We start from the raw sequence: 17849 nt of genomic DNA, 5'->3' as shown, positions 1-17849 counted from the left end.
GGCGCCATGGCCGCCATCGAGCTCGGGGAGAGCCACGTCCAACGTTACCTCGAACCCTTTGGGGACAGGCTCGCCATCGCCGCGGTCAACAGCCCGCACGCGACCACCGTGGCGGGTGAGCCCGAGGCCATCGACGCCCTCCTTCGTCAGCTCGAACACGAGCAGGTCTTCGCCCTCAAGCTGCGCGTCGATGTGGCCTCCCACTGCAAAGAGGTGGCCCAGATGCGCGATGAGCTTCTGGCCGATCTCGCTGGGATCCAGCCCAGAGCCGAACGCGTCGCCTTCTACTCCACCGTGATGGGGAAGAAGATCGACGGGACCGCGCTCACGCCCGATTACTGGTTCGACAATCTTCGCAAGACCGTTCACTTCGCCGACGCGACCCGGGCACTTCTCGCGGATTCGCACCGCTTCTTCGTCGAGATCAGTCCCCATCCGGTGCTGACGTTGCCTTTGACGGAGACGCTCGAAGCCGAGGAGCAACCTTCGGCCGTCGTCGGCTCGCTCTGGCAGGACGAAGGCGGGATCGATCGCATCCTGCTTTCTCTCGGCGAACTTTACACGCACGGGCTCCCGCTCGACTGGAAAGCCTTCTTCGAGCCGTTCGGGGCTCGCCGGGTCGAGCTTCCTACGTACGCGTTTCAAGGCCAGCGGTTCTGGCTGGACGAGTCCACCTCCGCGAGGGCGGATGTCGCCTCCGCGGGGCTCGCCTCGGCCAACCATCCGCTGCTCGGTGCGACCGTTGCGTTGGCCGATCAGGACGGCTTCCTTTTCACGGGGCGCTTGTCGCTCGGCGAGCACCCGTGGCTCGCGGGCCACGCCGTTTTCGACACCGTCCTTTTGCCTGGCACGGCGTTCGTCGAACTTGCCTTTGCCGCGGCCCATCGCGTGGGCCTCGATCGCGTCGACGAGCTCACGCTCGAGAGCGCGCTCACGCTGCCTGCCCAAGGGGCCGTCCTTCTGCAGCTCTCCGTCGGTACGCCCGACGAGACCGGCCGGCGACCGATCACGTTCTACAGCCGCCCCGAAGACGCTCCGAGCGACGCAGCCTGGGCCACCCACGCCACGGGCGTTCTCGGCCCCGCAGGCCCGGGTACGGCGGCTGTCGACATGCGCACCTGGCCACCGCCGGGCGCCACGCCGCTCGCGCTCGACGGTTTCTACGAGCGCCTCGCGGACGCAAGACTCGCCTATGGCCCGGATTTCCGTGGGCTCGCCGCAGCGTGGAAGCGCGGCGACGCGGTCTTCGCGGAGGTTCGGCTGCCCGAGGGTGCGGCGAGCGATGCGGCCCGGTTCGGCCTCCATCCGGCGCTGTTCGATGCCGCGCTCCATACGATGGGCCTCGACGACGCGCACCGGGCAACCGAGATCAGGCTGCCGTTCTCGTGGACCGGCATCGCACTGCGGGCCGTCGGCGCCTCGAACCTGAGGGTGCGTCTGGAACGCAAGGACGAGAGCACCGTTTCGTTGGTGGTCGCCGACGTCACGGGCGAGCCCGTGGCTTCGGTGGAAGCGCTCGTCACGCGCTCCGTGTCCCCGGAGCAGCTGCGCGGCGCAGGGGCTCACCAAGACGATGCGCTCCTGCGCGTCGATTGGACGGAGCTGCCCCTCGATGCATCGCCGAGCGCGCCATCACGCTGGGTCCAGGTCGAAGCCGTCGCCGATCTCGCGAACCTCGGAGACGGCGCGCCGGACGTCGTCGTCTTCGCGCAGACGACACGCCCGAACGGCGCCCGAACGACCGAGCAGCGCATCGCCGACGCCCACGAAGCCACGGCCAACGCGCTCGCCTTCCTGCAAGCCTGGCTCGCCGAGGAGCGCTTGGGCGCCTGCCGCCTCGTCGTCCTCACCAAGCGCGCCATGGCCACGCACGTCGATGAAGACGTCCTCGATCTCTCCCACGCTCCGATCTGGGGGCTCGTGCGCTCCGCGCAGGCTGAAAATTCCGACCGCAGCATCACTCTGGTCGACATCGACGACACCACCGCCTCGCACGATGCGATCCGTTCGGCACTCGCGATCGACGAGCCTCAACTTGCACTTCGCGAGGGCCGTCGGTTCGTTCCGAGGCTCGCACGCTCCCTTCCGGACGGAGCGCGCATCGTCCCGGCCGAGACGGCCTGGCGCCTCCACATTGCGAACAAGGGGGACCTCGAAAGCCTCACGTTCGCTCCGCATCCCGACGCCACGGCCCCTCTCCCTCCGGGCCACGTGCGCATCGCCATTCACGCCGCCGGTCTCAACTTCCGCGACGTCCTCGACGCGCTCGGGATGCTCCCGCGGGACGTGGGGCCGCTCGGTACCGAGGGCGCCGGCGTCATCACGGAAGTCGGGCCGGGCGTGAACGATCTCGCCCCCGGCGACCGGGTGATGGGCGGCTTCGCCGCTTCGTTTGGACCGCTCGCCGTGGCGGACCAACGGTGGGTCATTCGGATCCCCGCGGGCTGGTCGTTCCTCCAAGCCGCCTCCGTTCCCGTCGCCTACCTGACGGCCTACTACGGCCTCGTCGAGCAGGCGAAGCTCCAGCCCGGAGAGCGGGTGCTCGTGCATGCCGCCGCCGGTGGCGTGGGAACGGCGGCCGTCCAACTTGCGCGGTGCCTCGGCGCCGAGATCTTTGCGACGGCCAGTCCGGCCAAGTGGGCAAGCCTGCGCGAGGTTGGCATCGAGGCGGACCACATCGCGTCTTCGCGCTCACTCGACTTCGAAGAGCACTTCCTCCGTGGGACCCAGGGCCGCGGCGTCGATGTGGTCCTCAATTGCCTCAAAGACGATTTCATCGATGCGTCGCTGCGCCTCCTGCCGCGCGGTGGTCGCTTCGTCGAGATGGGCAAGATCGATATCCGCGATCCCAAGGCGGTCGCTGCGGCGCATCCGGGTGTCGTCTACGAGGCCTTCGATCTCGTTTATATGGATCCCGACCAGATCCAGCGAATGCTCCGGGAGCTCGTCGCCCTGTTCGAGCGTGGCGTCCTCCGTCTACCGCCGGTGACCGCGTGGGACATTCGCCGTGCGCCGCAGGCCTTCCGCGCCTTCGGGCAGCCTCGTCAAATCGGCAAATTCGTTCTTACAATGCCGAGGCCTCTCGGTGGCGAAGGGACGGTGCTCATCACCGGCGGCACCGGCACCCTGGGCAAACGCCTCGCGCATCATTTGGTCGATACGCATCGCGTCTCCCACCTGCTTCTCACCTCGCGCCAAGGCGCTCTCGCTCCGGGCGCCCTCGACCTGAAACGCGATCTCGAGGCCAAGGGCGCACGCGTCACCCTCACCGCCTGCGACGTCGCCGACCGGGTTGCGCTCGAAGCACTCTTCGCGTCCATCCCCGCCGAGCACCCCCTCACGGCCGTGGTGCATGCCGCGGGTGCCCTCGACGATGGTCTGCTCACCGCACTGACCCCCGAGCGCTTGCACTCGGTCTTGCGCTCCAAGCTCGACGCCGCGCTCCACCTGCACGAGCTCACCCAGCACCTCGATCTCTCCGCCTTCGTCCTCTTCTCCTCCATCTCCGGCGTCCTCGGCGGCGCGGGCCAGGCCAACTACGCCGCCGCCAACGCCTTCCTCGACGCACTCGCTCACCATCGCCGTGCGCGTGGCCTCCCCGCCATCGCGCTCGATTGGGGGTATTGGGCCGAGAAGAGCAGTCTGACCGCTCATCTTTCGGCCGCCGACCTTTCCCGCATCGCGCGCACCGGCTTCCGCGCCATGTCCACGGAGGACGGCCTCGCACGCTTCGATGCCGCCCTCGCTCGCCCCGACGCCGCGCTCGTCGCCGCCCGTTTCGACGCCGCCGCACTCCGCGCTCGTCCCGATGTACCGGCGTTGCTTCGAGGCCTCGTCCGAGCTCGCGCCGCCAAGCCTCTCGCCACCAACACGGTCTCTTCCTCGCTCGCGCAGCGGCTTCGCGCACTCCCGGCCGACGATCGCGCTCGCATCCTGCTCGACCTCGTCCGGGCAGAAGTCGCCACCGTCCTCGGAGTTGCGTCCCCCAGCAGCATCGAGCCTCAGCGCCCCCTCAAGGAGCTCGGCCTCGACTCGCTCATGGCCGTCGAGCTTCGCAACCGCCTCGCGGTCATGGCGGGATTGCGGCTTCAGGCGACGCTGCTCTTCAATCATCCGACGCTCGATGCGCTCGTGCGCTTTCTCTCCGCCCAGCTCCTTGGCACGGATGCCGAGGCGCCCACCACGCGGGCCATCGTGCCGGCCGCCGCGTCGGAGGATGCCTCCATTGCCATCGTCGCGTTGGGTTGCCGCTTTCCGGGTGGCGTACGTTCCCCCGACGAGTTCTGGCAGCTTCTGGTCCACGGCCGCGATGTCGTCGTCTCGTTCCCCGACAACCGGGGATGGAACATCGATGCGCTCTACGATCCCGATCCCGAGGCCGTCGGTAAGAGCTACGCCCGCGAAGGAGGCTTCCTCGACGACGCCGACCGGTTCGATCACGACTTCTTCGGCATCAGTCCTCGCGAAGCTCTCGCCACCGATCCGCAGCAGCGCGTTCTCCTCGAGGTCGCATGGGAGACCCTCGAACGCGCCGGCATCGATCCCACCACGTTGCATGGCTCGCCCACGGGCGTCTTCGTAGGCATCGTCGACAACGACTACGGCATTCGCAACGTGCCGGACGATCTCGAGGCCTACGTCGGCATCGACAACCTCGCCAGCCTCGCCTCCGGCCGCATCGCCTACACCCTTGGCCTCGAAGGCCCCGCGATCAGCATCGACACCGCCTGCAGCTCCTCGCTCGTGGCCATTCACCTCGCCGCCCAAGCGCTGCGCCATGGGGAGTGCTCGCTCGCGCTCGCGGGCGGAGCCACCATCATGGCGACGCCCATGCCGTTCGTCGTGTTCAGCCGGCAGCGCGGCATGGCGACCAATGGCCGTTGCAAGTCCTTCTCGTCCGACGCCGATGGAGCCGGTTGGGCGGAGGGCGTCGGGCTGCTCCTGCTCGAACGGCTCGACGATGCCACGCGAAATGGCCACCCCGTCCTCGCCGTACTCCGCGGCTCGGCCATCAACCAGGACGGCAGGAGCCAGGGCATCACCGCGCCGAGCGGCCCCGCCCAGGAGCGCGTCATCCGGCAGGCCCTCCAAAGCGCGCATCTCGCTCCCCGCGATGTCGATGCCGTCGAGGCCCACGGTACTGGCACCACACTCGGCGATCCCATCGAAGCTCACGCCATCCTCGCCACCTACGGCCAGGACCATTCTCCCGAGCAGCCCCTCTGGCTCGGCAGCCTCAAGTCCAATATCGGGCATGCCCAGGCGGCCGCCGGTGTCGGCGGCGTCATCAAGATGGTCCTCGCCCTCCAGCACGGCCTCTTGCCCAAGACGCTCCATGTCAAGGAGCCTTCTCCCCACATCGATTGGTCTCCGGGCACCGTCCGCCTTTTGACCGAGGCCCTCCCTTGGCCTTCCAATGGGCGACCTCGCCGCGCCGCCGTCTCTTCGTTCGGCATCTCCGGCACCAACGCCCACGTCATCCTCGAGCAAGCCCCTTCGCCGGCCGGCGAGTCCCGTTCCGCAGAGGCGAGCCCTTCCGCCCTGCCGCTGCTCCTGTCGGCCAAGTCCGACTTCGCACTTCGCGCCCAGGCCACCCGACTGCGCGAGCACCTCGCCGCGCACCCCGAGACCGAGATCCTCGATCTGGCGTTTTCTCTTGCGACTTCCCGCGCCCATTTCGATCACCGCGCCGCCATCGTTTCCACGGACCGCGAGCAGCTCCTCGATGCCCTCGACGCGCTCGCTCGGGATGAAAGCGCGGCCAACGCCGTCTCGGGGACACGCGCCATCGACGGCAAGGTCGTCTTCGTCTTTCCAGGTCAGGGCTCGCAGTGGGTCGGCATGGCCCTGCCCCTGCTCGAGACCTCCCACGTCTTCCGCGACCAGATCGACGCGTGCGAGCGCGCCTTCGCTCCCTACGTCGATTGGTCGCTCCGCGCGGTTCTCCGCGGCGAGGGTCCCGCCCTCGACCGCGTCGACGTCGTCCAGCCCACGCTCTTTGCGGTCATGGTCGCCCTCGCGGCGCTCTGGCGTTCCCTCGGCGTCGTGCCCAGCGCCGTCGTCGGGCATAGTCAGGGCGAGATTGCCGCCGCCCATGTCGCCGGTGCGCTGTCGCTCGACGATGCGGCCAAGATCGTCACCTTGAGGAGCCGCGCGCTCACGCGCCTTGCCGGCAAGGGCGCCATGGCGGCCGTCGAACTCGGCGAAAACGACCTGCGGAAGTACCTCGAACCCTTCGGGCCAAGGCTGGCCGTCGCCGTCGCGAACAGCCCCAGGTCCACCGTCGTTGCCGGAGATCCCGACGCCATCGATCAGGTGTTGCGCGATCTCGAGGCCGCCAAGGTCTTCGCGCGAAAGGTGCGGGTCGATTACGCCTCGCATTGCGACGCCATCGACGCCGTCCACGATGAGCTCTTGGCCCAGCTCGAGGGCCTCACTCCGCGCGCGGCGAACCTCGCACTGTTCTCCACCGTAACGGCTTCACGGCTCGAGGGCACCGAGCTCGATGCCGCGTATTGGTACCGGAATCTCCGTCAGCCCGTCCGCTTTCATGACACGACCCTTGCCCTCCTCGATGGCGATCATCGCTTCTTCGTCGAGGTCAGCCCGCATCCCGTTCTCGCGGTCCCGCTGAACGAGACGCTCGAACAGCATGAACGAGGCGGCGCCGTCGTAGGCTCCCTTCGACGCGACGAAGGCGGGTTCGCACGCCTCCTTCTCTCGCTCGCCGAGCTGCATACCCGAGGGCACCAACTCGACTGGAACGCGTTCTTTCAGCCCTTCGAACCTCGTCGCACGGATCTCCCCACGTATCCCTTCCAGGGCGAGCGCCTCTGGCTCGACGCATCGGAGGCCAACGACGCCGTCGGTTCTCCCGTCGATGCCGAGGACGCGGAGTTCTGGAGCGCCGTCGAGCGAGGCGATCTCGACGCGCTCACGGACACGCTCGACGTCGAGGGCGATCGCCAGGCCCTCGCCTCCCTTTTGCCCGCGCTCTCGGCGTGGCGCACGCGACGTCAGGAACGGAGTACCGTCGACGGCTGGCGGTACCGCGTCGTCTTCAAGCCCCTCCCGCCGCTGGCGATTGGCAGCTCCAAACCGGATCTCACGGGCAGGTGGCTCTTCATCGTCCCCGAGGCGTCGCAAGACGCCTTGCCCGACGTCCTGGCCCGGGGCTTCGCCGAGCATGGGGCCGGCGTGCAGTGGCTGCGCACCACGTCCGGCGACATGGACCGCAACGTCCTCGCACAACGGGTGCGCGAAGTCTGCCCGGAAGGCACGTCCCTGCGCGGTGTCCTCTCGCTTTCGGCCCTCGACGAAGGGCTCCTGCCGGAGCATCCCGGCGTGCCCGCGGGACTCGCGCTCACGCTCGCCGTGGTGCAGGCCCTCGGCGACGCGGGCGTCGATGCGCCGCTATGGCTCCTGACCCGCGGTGCCGTCTCGATCGGGCGCTCCGATCCGCTCACGAGTCCCGTCCAGGCCATGACGTGGGGCATGGGACGCATCGTCGGCCTCGAGCATCCGGAGCGCTGGGGTGGTCTCGTCGATCTTCCCAGCGACGCGCTCGAGTCCAGTGGGCTGGCTCGCTTGTTCGCGGCGGTCGCCGAGCGCAAGGGTGAAGATCAGCTCGCGCTGCGCCCCGCGGGCCTCTATGCCCGGCGCCTCGTGCGCGCTCCGAGGAGCGCGGCATCGGCGAAGCCCGGGTACGCGCCGCAAGGTACGGTCCTCGTCACCGGTGGCACCGGCACGCTCGGCGGACATGCTGCGCGCTGGCTCGCGCAAAACGGCGCCGAGCACGTCGTGCTCGCGAGCCGCCGAGGCCCAGACGCGCCAGGCGCATCCGCCCTTTCTGCCGAGCTCACGGCGCTGGGCGCTCGGGTCACCCTCGCAGCCTGCGATGTGACCGATCGGGACGCGCTCGAGGCGCTGCTTGTGCAGCTCGAAGCGCAAGGCTCGGCGGTGAATGCCGTTGTGCACGCGAGCGGCATCAGCCAACAGACGCCGCTCGACGGGATGACGGTCACCGAGGTCGCCGAGGTCCTCTCGGCCAAGGTGCTCGGTGCGCAGAACCTGCATGCACTGCTCGGGGACAGGCCCCTCGACGCGTTCGTCCTCTTCTCCTCGATCGCGGCCGTCTGGGGCAGCGGTCAGCAAGGCGCGTACGGCGCAGCGGATACGTTCCTCGCTGCGCTCGCCGAACAGCGACGGCATCACGGCCTTTGCGCGACGTCCATCGCATGGGGCGCATGGGCCGACGGGCGAGACGGTGACGCCGGGCTGCGCAAGCGAGGTGTCCTGCCGATCCGTCCGGAACTCGCCCTCGCCGCACTCGGGCAGACGCTCGCGGACGACGAGACGAACCTCGCCGTGGCCCAAATGGATTGGGCTCGTTTCGCTCCGACTTTTGCGGCGGCCCGGCCGCGTCCTCTGTTCCACGAGCTACCGGAGGTGCAGCGCGCGCTCGAAGCCTCGACGGAGACCTCGGGCCGGCAAGGGACCGAGCTTACCGAGAAGCTTCGGCATCTGTCCGAAGGCGATCGCCTGCGGCATCTGGTTTCCCTCGTGCTCACCGAAACGGCGGCGGTCCTCGGCCACACCGATCCGTCTCGAATCGAGAACCACAAAGGGTTCTTCGACCTGGGCCTCGATTCGTTGATGGCCGTCGACCTTCGCAATCGACTGCAGAAGGTCACGGGGCTCAAGGTGCCGTCGACGGTGACGTTCGACTACCCCTCGCCGCAGCGGATCGCGAGCTTCTTGCGTGAGTCTCTCGCGCCCATGCTGGGCACGGCTGAAGGCGCCGCCGCCAAGGGAATATCGCTCGAGCACGTCGCCAGCGACGAACCCGTCGCGATCGTCGGCCTGTCGCTCCGCCTTCCGAAAGATGCGAGCGACGCGGACCACTTCTGGGAATTTCTGCTGCGAGGTGGTGATGCCGTCGGCCCGGTGCCCGACAGCCGGTGGAACACCAACGCGCTCTACGATCCCGATCCGAGCGCCACGGGCAAGACGTACGTCCGGGACGCGGCGTTGCTCCCGGAGATCGATCTCTTCGACGCGGCGTTCTTCGCCATCAGCCCCCGTGAGGCCAAGCACGTCGACCCGCAGCATCGCCTGTTGCTCGAGACGAGCTGGCAAGCCCTCGAGAACGCGGGGATCGTCCCTGCGTCGCTCAAGGATTCGTCCACGGGCATCTTCGTCGGCGTCGGGGCGAGCGACTACACGTCGCGACGCGACAGCGCGGAAGAAACCGAGACCTACGCGCTCCAGGGGACGCACTCGTCCTTCGCGGCGGGGCGACTCGCCTTCACGCTCGGCGTGCAGGGCCCCGCGCTCTCGGTGGATACCGCTTGCTCCTCGTCCCTCGTTGCGCTGCACCTGGCTTGCCAAGCGTTGCGCCGTGGCGAATGCGATCTGGCCCTGGCTGCAAGTGCCAATGTCCTGATTTCGGCCGAGGCGTTCATCGTGATGTCGCGCTCGCGCGCGCTCTCGCCGGATGGGCGCTGCAAGGCCTTCTCGGACAATGCCGACGGCTACGGGCGCGGAGAAGGTGTCGTCGTGCTCGCGCTCGAGCGGCTCCAGGATGCGAGGGCGCGCGAGCATGAGGTGCTCGCCCTCATCCGCGGAAGTGCCATCAACCACGACGGTGCGTCGAGCGGGATCACCGCGCCGAACGGAAGCTCGCAGCAGAAGGTTCTTCGTGCGGCGCTTCACGACGCAGGTCTCGCAGCATCCGACGTCGACTTCGTCGAGTGCCACGGGACGGGGACGTCGCTGGGCGATCCCATCGAGGTTCAAGCGCTGGCCGCCGTGTATGGCGAGGGAAGAAGCCCCGAGCAGCCGCTGCTCATCGGGACGGTGAAGACCAACATCGGGCACCTCGAGCCGGCCGCCGGGCTCGCCGGCGTTGCCAAAATGGTTCTTTCGCTGCAGCACGAGACGTTGACCGCGTCGCTTCATACGACGCCGCGCAACGCGTTCATCGAATGGGACGCGCTGCCGCTGCATGTCGTCGACACGATGCGGCCCTGGCCGCGGCACGAAGACGGAAGTCCGCGGCGCGCGGGTGTGTCGTCGTTCGGGTTCTCGGGCACCAACGCGCACGTCATCCTCGAGGAGGCGCCGGCGACGGCGCCCGACGATGCCGAGGAAAGGGCGGCGCTTCCGTTTGAGGCGCTGCCGGTGCTCCTTTCGGCCAAGACCGAGGCTGCGCTGCGCGATCAGGCGGCGCGATTGCGTGAGCACCTCGAGAGCCATCTCGACCTGGAGCTTCTCGATGTCGCCTCGTCGCTCGCCACCACGCGCTCGCATTTCGAGCACCGCGCTGCGCTCGTCGCCCACGATCGCGACCAACTGGCGGCGGCGCTCGACGCGCTGGCTCGAGGAAACCCGACCTCGGAAACGGTCGTTGGACACTATGCCGGCGGGGGCAAGCTCGCGGTCCTCTTCACTGGACAGGGTAGCCAGCGGCTCGCGATGGGAAGGCCGCTCTATGACGCCTTCCCGGTATTCCGAACGGCCCTCGATGCTGTAGCGGCGCATTTCGATGCGCTCCTCGAGCGCCCTTTGCTCGCCGTCCTCTTTGCCTCCCAAGGCTCCGACGACGCCGCACTCCTCGATCAGACGGCCTTTGCACAGCCCGCCCTCTTCGCCCTCGAGGTCGCGCTTTATCGGCTCCTCGAGTCGTGGGGTGTCCACGCTCAGCTCCTGCTCGGGCACTCCATCGGTGAGCTCGTCGCGGCCCATGTCGCAGGCGTCCTCTCGCTTGCCGATGCGTGCGCCCTCGTCGCAGCCCGCGCGCGGCTCATGCAAGCGTTGCCCCAGGGTGGCGCCATGCTCACCGTCCAGGCTTCCGAGGATGACGTGCTCCCCTTGCTCGCGTCTCGGCAAGGACTCTCCATCGCCGCCGTCAATGGCCCAGCGTCCACCGTCATCAGTGGCGACCTCGACGCCGTCCTCGACGTCGAGTCCCACTTCCAGGCCCTCGGCCGCAAGACCTCGCGCCTACGCGTCAGCCACGCCTTCCACTCCCACCACATGGACGGCATGCTCGACGCCTTCGAGAAGACGGCCAAGAGCATCTCGTTCCATCCGCCCACCATCCCCATCGTCTCCAACGTCACCGGCCGCATCGCCGAATACTCCGAGCTTGCCTCGCCCGACTATTGGGTACGCCACGTCCGGCAGGCCGTCCGCTTCCTCGATGGCCTGCAGACCCTTCACGCCGAGGGCGCACGCACCTTCCTCGAGCTTGGACCCCATGGTGTCCTCACCGCCCTCGCACACGACACCCTCTCGACCGATCCCGGCGCCACCTTCGTCGCCGCTCTCCGAAAAGACCGACCCGACGTCGACGCCTTCATCTCCGCCCTCGGCGCTCTGCACACCGCGTCGGAGTCCCTCGATTGGAAGGCGTTCTTCGCGCCCCTTCGGCCTCGACGCGTCCAGCTGCCCACGTATGCCTTCCAGCGTGAGCGGTTCTGGATCGATGCCGCCGAGACGTCGAGCGGGGATGCGTCGGTCCTCACGACGCAGGAGAACGTCTTCTGGCAGGCCATCGAGCGCGCCGATGTGGATTCGCTCGGTCATACGCTGGGGGTCGCGGGCGACGAGGACCGGGCCGTTCTGGCGAAGTTGCTTCCCGTGCTCTCGGGCTTCCGGCGAACGCAGAAGGAGCAAAGCGCGCTCGAGCGCGTCCGCTACCGCGTCCTCTGGAAGCCCGTCGCCAGCGGTGCTCCGCTCGCCGACCTGTCGGGCACCTGGCTGCTCGTCCTCCCCGAAAGCCACGCCGAAGACGCGTACGTCGACCCCCTGATCCGAGCGCTCCACGCACATGGAGCCAACGTCGTCACGCTCGGCGTGACCACGGCCGATGCCGAGCGAGCGCACCTCGAGGGCCGGCTTCGGGACCTGGCTCAGGGATCGTTGCGAGGCGTGCTCTCGCTCGTCGCGCTCGACGAGGCCAAGCTCGCGGCGCATCCGAGCGTGCCGTCCGGGCTCGCGCTTTTGCTCTCGCTCGTGCAGGCCTTGGGTGACGCACGCATCGACGCGCCCCTGTGGCTGCTGACCCGCGGCGCCGTCTCGATCGGACGCTCTGATCGGCTCACGAGTCCCGTCCAGGCCATGACATGGGGCATGGGGCGCATCGTCGGCCTCGAGCATCCGGAGCGCTGGGGTGGTCTCGTCGATCTTCCCAGCGACGCGCTCGAATCGCATGCGTTGGGCCGCTTGTTCGCGGCGCTCGCGACGCGAAAGGGCGAAGACCAGCTCGCGATCCGTGCCTCGGGCCTTTACGTCCGACGCCTGGTCCGCGCTTCGCGGGGCCAAGCTCCGGCGAAGCCTGCGTACACGCCGCGAGGTACGGTCCTCGTCACGGGCGGCACCGGCGCCCTCGGGGGGCACGTCGCTCGGTGGCTCGCGCAGAACGGCGCCGAACACGTGGTGCTCACGAGCCGCCGAGGCCCTGATGCGCCAGGGGCTTCCGCCCTGTCCGCAGAGCTCACGACGCTGGGCGCTCGGGTCACCGTGGCCGCCTGCGACGTGGCCGACCGCAACGCGCTCCAGCAGCTACTGCAGCGACTCGAAGCGCAAGGTTCGGCGGTGAATGCCGTCGTGCATGCCAGCGGCCAGAACCAGCACACACCCCTCGCCGTGATGACGCTCGCCGAGGTCGCCGAGGTCCTCTCCGTCAAGGCGGACAGCGCAGAGAACCTGCATGCGCTCCTCGGAAACCAGGACCTTGATGCCTTCGTGCTCTTTTCGTCGAACTCCGGCGTCTGGGGCAGCGGAGGACAGGGTGGCTACGGCGCCGCCAATGCTTTCCTGGATGCCCTCGCCGAGCAGCGGCGGGACGGCAGACTTCACGCGACGTCCATCGCATGGGGCGGATGGGCGGGCGGCGGCATGCTCACCGCCGAGGGCGACATCGAGCTGCGAAAACGCGGCGTGTTGCCGCTGGCTCCGACGCTTGGCATCGCCGCCCTCGCGCAAGCGCTCGAGGACGACGAGACGAATCTCACCGTCGCCGAGGTCGATTGGGCTCGCTTCGCGCCCACCTTTGCCGCCGCTCGCCCCCGGCCCTTGCTCGATGAGCTCGTGGAGGCAAAGGCTGCTCTCGAAGCCATCCCGGAGGCCGCCCGCACCCAAGGGGGCGCGCTCGCGGAGACGCTCCGGCATCTCTCCGAGGCCGACCGCTTGCGGCAGCTGACCTCCCTCGTGCTCACCGAGACGGCGGCGGTTCTGGGCCACGCCCACGCTTCTCGGATCGAGGCCCACAAGGGGTTCTTCGACCTGGGCCTCGACTCCCTCATGGCGGTCGATCTTCGCAATCGACTCCAGAAGGTCACGGGCGTCCGTGTGCCGTCGACGGTGGCCTTCGATTATCCGTCGCCCGAACACGTTGGCATCTTCCTGCGCGAATCCCTCTCCGCCGCCCTCGGCAAACCCGGCGCCGAGGCGGGCGGCGCATCGCACGCTCCCGTGCGCGTCGCCAACGACGAGCCGATCGCGATCGTGGGCCTTTCGCTGCGCCTGCCCGCGGCGGGCGAGGACGCGGAACGCTTCTGGGAATTCCTCGCGCAAGGCGGCGACGCCGTCCGCCCGGTGCCGGAGAACCGATGGAGCGTCGACGCGTTCTACGATCCCGATCCCGATGCCACGGGCAAGACCTACGTCCGGGAAGCGGCCATGCTCCCCGAGGTCGACCGTTTCGACGCGGCCTTCTTCGGCATCAGCCCGCGTGAAGCCAAGCACGTCGACCCTCTGCACCGCCTCTTGCTCGAGACGAGCTGGCACGCCCTGGAGAATGCCGGGATCGTCCCGGCGGCGCTCAAAGATTCGCTGACGGGGGTCTTCGTCGGCGTCGGCGCGAGCGATTATCTGTCGCAACACAGCAGCGCCAAAGAGGCCGACGCCTACACGGTTCAGGGGACGCTCTCCGCGTTCGCCGCCGGACGACTCGCCTTCACGCTCGGGGTGCAGGGGCCTGCGCTCTCGCTCGATACGGCCTGCTCCTCGTCGCTCGTGGCGCTGCACCTCGCTTGCCAGTCGCTGCGCCGTGGCGAGTGCGATCTGGCCCTGGCCGGAAGTGCCAACGTCCTGGTTTCGCCCGAGGCCTTCGTCGTCATGTCGCGCACGCACGCGCTCTCCGCCGACGGCCGTTGCAAGGTTTTTTCGGCCAAGGCCGACGGCTATGGACGCGGCGAAGGCGTCGTCGTCGTCGCGCTCGAGCGCCTCGCCGACGCACGCGCCCGCAAGCACCGGGTCCTCGCCATCGTGCGCGGAAGTGCCATCAACCACGATGGCGCATCGAGCGGCATCACGGCACCGAATGGGACGTCGCAACAGAAGGTCCTTCGTGCGGCGCTTCACGATGCAAACCTCGAGGCATCCGACGTCGACGTCGTCGAGTGCCACGGAACGGGGACCTCACTGGGCGATCCCATCGAGGTCCAGGCCCTCGCGGCGGTGTACGGCGAAGGACGGCATCCCGAGTGTCCTCTGCTCATCGGGGCCGTGAAGACCAACATCGGCCATCTCGAGGCGGCCGCGGGACTCGCCGGCGTTGCCAAGATGGTCCTTGCGCTGCAGCACGAGACCCTGCCGCCGACGCTTCACACGACACCGCGCAACCCGTTCGTCGAGTGGGAGTCGCTTCCTCTGCGCGTCGTCGACACGGTGCGGCCTTGGCCGCGGCACGATGACGGAAGTCCGCGGCGGGCGGGCGTGTCGGCCTTCGGTTTCTCGGGCACGAATGCCCACGTCATCCTGGAGGAAGCGCCGCAACCGGCCCTCGACGCGTTCGAGGAGAACGCGGTGAGCATGCCTCGGCCCGTGGCGCTGCCGCTGCTCCTCTCGGGCAAGACCGAGGCAGCCCTCTTCGCGCAAGCGGGACGGCTCCGCGAGAACCTGGCCTCCCATCCGGAGCTCGATCTCGTCGACGTGGCCTCTTCGCTCGCCACGACGCGCTCTCATTTCGACCACCGCGCCGCACTCGTGGTCCGCGACCGCGCCGAGCTTCTGGACGGCCTCGAAGCGCTTGCCCAAGGCCAGGGTTCGGATGGTGCCAGCGTGGGACTTCGTCACGGTGGCGGCAAGCTCGCCTTCGTCTTTCCGGGGCAAGGCTCGCAGTGGACCGAAATGGCTCGCTCGCTCCTCGAGAGCTCCGACGTCTTCCGAGACTCCATCGAGGCCTGCGAGCGCGCCTTCGCGCCCTATGTCGACTGGTCTCTCCGCGACGTCCTCGATGGCGCGCTCGATCAGGTCGATGTGGTGCAGCCCGCGCTCTTTGCCGTCATGGTGTCGCTCGCCGCGCTCTGGCGCTCCCTCGGCGTCGAGCCCGATGCCGTCGTCGGCCATAGCCAAGGCGAGATTGCCGCCGCCTACGTCGCCGGCGCGCTCTCCCTCGACGATGCCGCCAAGGTCGTCACACTCCGAAGCCGCGCCCTCAAGCTCCTCGCCGGCAAGGGCGCCATGGCCGCCGTCGAGCTCGGACAAGGCGATCTCGCTCCCTATCTCGACCCCTTCGGACAACGCCTCTCCATCGCCGCCACCAACAGCCCTCGCTCCACGCTCGTTTCCGGCGATCCCGAGGCCATCGACTTGCTCGTCGACTCCCTCGCCAACGCGAAGCTCTTCGCTCGAAAGGTCCGCGTCGACTACGCCTCCCATGGCCCTCAGGTCGAGGCCATCGAGCGAGCCCTGTTGACCGATCTTGGCTCCATCTCACCCCAGCCTTCCCGCATCCCCCTCTACTCCACCGTCTCCACCGTGACCATGAGCCCCCTCGTGGGCACGGAGCTCGACGCCGCCTATTGGTACGAAAACCTTCGTCACACCGTCCGCTTCGCCGAGACCACCCAGGCCCTCTTCGACGCCGGCCATCGCTTCTTCGTCGAGGTCAGTCCTCACCCCGTCCTCGGCCTCGCCCTTCGCGAAACACTCCACGGCTCCGACGATGCCACCGTCGTCGGCACCCTCCGCCGCAACGAGGGCGACGTCTCGCGCTTCCTTCGCTCCTTCGCCGAGCTGTACTCCGGCGGATTCAATCCCGACTTCGCGACCTTCTTCGCCCCCTTGCAACCGCGTCGCGTCGACCTGCCCACCTACGCCTTTCAGCGCGAGCGCTTCTGGCTCGATGTCCCCAAGTCCCATCGCGCCGACGTCGCCACCGCCGGCCTCACCGCTGCCGACCATCCCCTGCTCGGTGCCGCCGTTTCCCTCTCCGACCAAGGGGGCTTTCTCTTCACCACCCGCCTGTCGCTCGCCGACCAGCCCTGGCTCGCCGGCCATGAAGTCTTCGGCTCCGTCTTCTTGCCCGGTACCGCCTTCGTCGAATGCGCGCTCTTCGCCGCCCACCACGCCGGCCTCGATCGCATCGAGGAGCTCACCTTGGAGGCGCCTCTCGTCCTGCCTTCCCATGGCGCCATCGTCGCCCAGATGTGGGTCTCGGCCGCCGACGACACCGGGCAACGGTCCCTCTCCCTCTACGCCCGCCACGAGAATGCTTCCGACGATGCTCCGTGGACACGGCACGTCACCGGGGTTCTTGCACGGAACGCGGAGATCCCGTCGTTCGAGCTCCACGCGTGGCCGCCGCCCGGGGCCACCGCGCTCTCTCTGGATGGACTCTACGAGCGCCTCGCGACCGCGGGGGTCCGTTATGGAGACGATTTCCGCGGTGTCCTCGCCGTGTACGAGCGCGACAACGTCCTCTTCGCCGAGGTGAAGTTGCCCGAAAGCGCCATCGACGATGCCGGCCGATTTGCTCTGCATCCGGCGCTTTTCGATGCTGCCCTGCATGCGCTTGCCGTCAAGAGCACCGGCGAGGCGTCCGGCGTCGTGATGCCGTTCTCGTGGACCGGCGTCTCGCTGCAGAGTGTGGCCGCTTCCACATTGCGCGTACGGCTGGAGGCCAGCGAGGAAGGTAGCGTCTCGCTGTTCATCGCCGATGCCGTCGGAGATCCCGTCGGCTTCGTCGAGGCGCTCACCACAGTCTCCGCGTCCATGGAGCAACTCGGCACGGCGGCCGAGAAGGCCGTCCTCGTCCGAAATCCCGCCCGCACGAGACCGTCGCTGCCGCTTGCCAAGAGAGCCGCCGAGACGACGGCGCTCAAGGAGCGACTCCTCGCACTCGGCGCTGCGGACCTTCCGCAAGCCCTGTCCGACCTCGTCGGCCGGGAGATCTCGTCCGTGCTCGGTATCTCCTCCCCGAGCGCCCTCGCACCGAATCGTGCGCTGCAGGAGCTGGGGCTCGATTCCCTCATGGCCCTCGAGCTCCGCAACCGGCTTGCCGTCGCCACCGGCCTGCGGCTCCAGCCCACGTTGCTCTTCAACCATCCGACGCCTTCCGCGCTCACGAGCTTCCTCGCGACCGAGCTCTCCGGAAACATCGAGGGGCGCGTCGCCCCGAAACTCCCGGCTTCGACCAGCACGCCCGGCAAGCACGATCCCATTGCGATCGTGGCCATCGGTTGTCGTCTGCCCGGCGGTGTGCAGTCGCCCGATGACCTCTGGCGATTGCTGGAAAGCGGCCAGGACGCCATCACGAGCTTCCCCGTGAACCGTGGGTGGGACAACGAAGGACTCTACGATCCCGACCCCGAAGCACCGGGCAAGACGTACGTGCGTGGCGGCGGCTTCCTCCACGATGCCGACCACTTCGACCCTGCGTTCTTCGGCATCAGCCCCAGCGAAGCCCTCGCGATGGATCCGCAGCAGCGCCTTCTGCTCGAGACGTCGTGGGAAGCCATCGAACGGGCCGGCATGGATCCCACCACGCTCCATGGATCGCCGACCGGCGTCTTCGTCGGCGTGATTTACAACAACTACGGCGGCGGCGGAGAGCAGAC

At 68.5% G+C, this 17849-nt stretch carries 1 protein-coding gene (cut by both window edges); it reads left to right on the top strand.

All 17849 nt of this window come from inside a single coding sequence — locus LVJ94_19615, SDR family NAD(P)-dependent oxidoreductase (GenBank protein WXB09427.1), on the top strand. Of the gene's 33627 coding nucleotides, 10668 precede the window and 5110 follow it; the stretch shown corresponds to coding positions 10669-28517, spanning codon 3557 (complete) through codon 9506 (partial); the first codon wholly inside the window starts at position 1. Both the start codon and the stop codon lie outside the window.

This window comes from Sorangiineae bacterium MSr11367, from assembly GCA_037157805.1.
In the GTDB taxonomy this organism is placed as follows: Bacteria; Myxococcota_A; Polyangia; order Polyangiales; family Polyangiaceae; genus Pendulispora; species Pendulispora rubella.
This window is presented reverse-complemented; position numbering and strand designations above follow the sequence as displayed.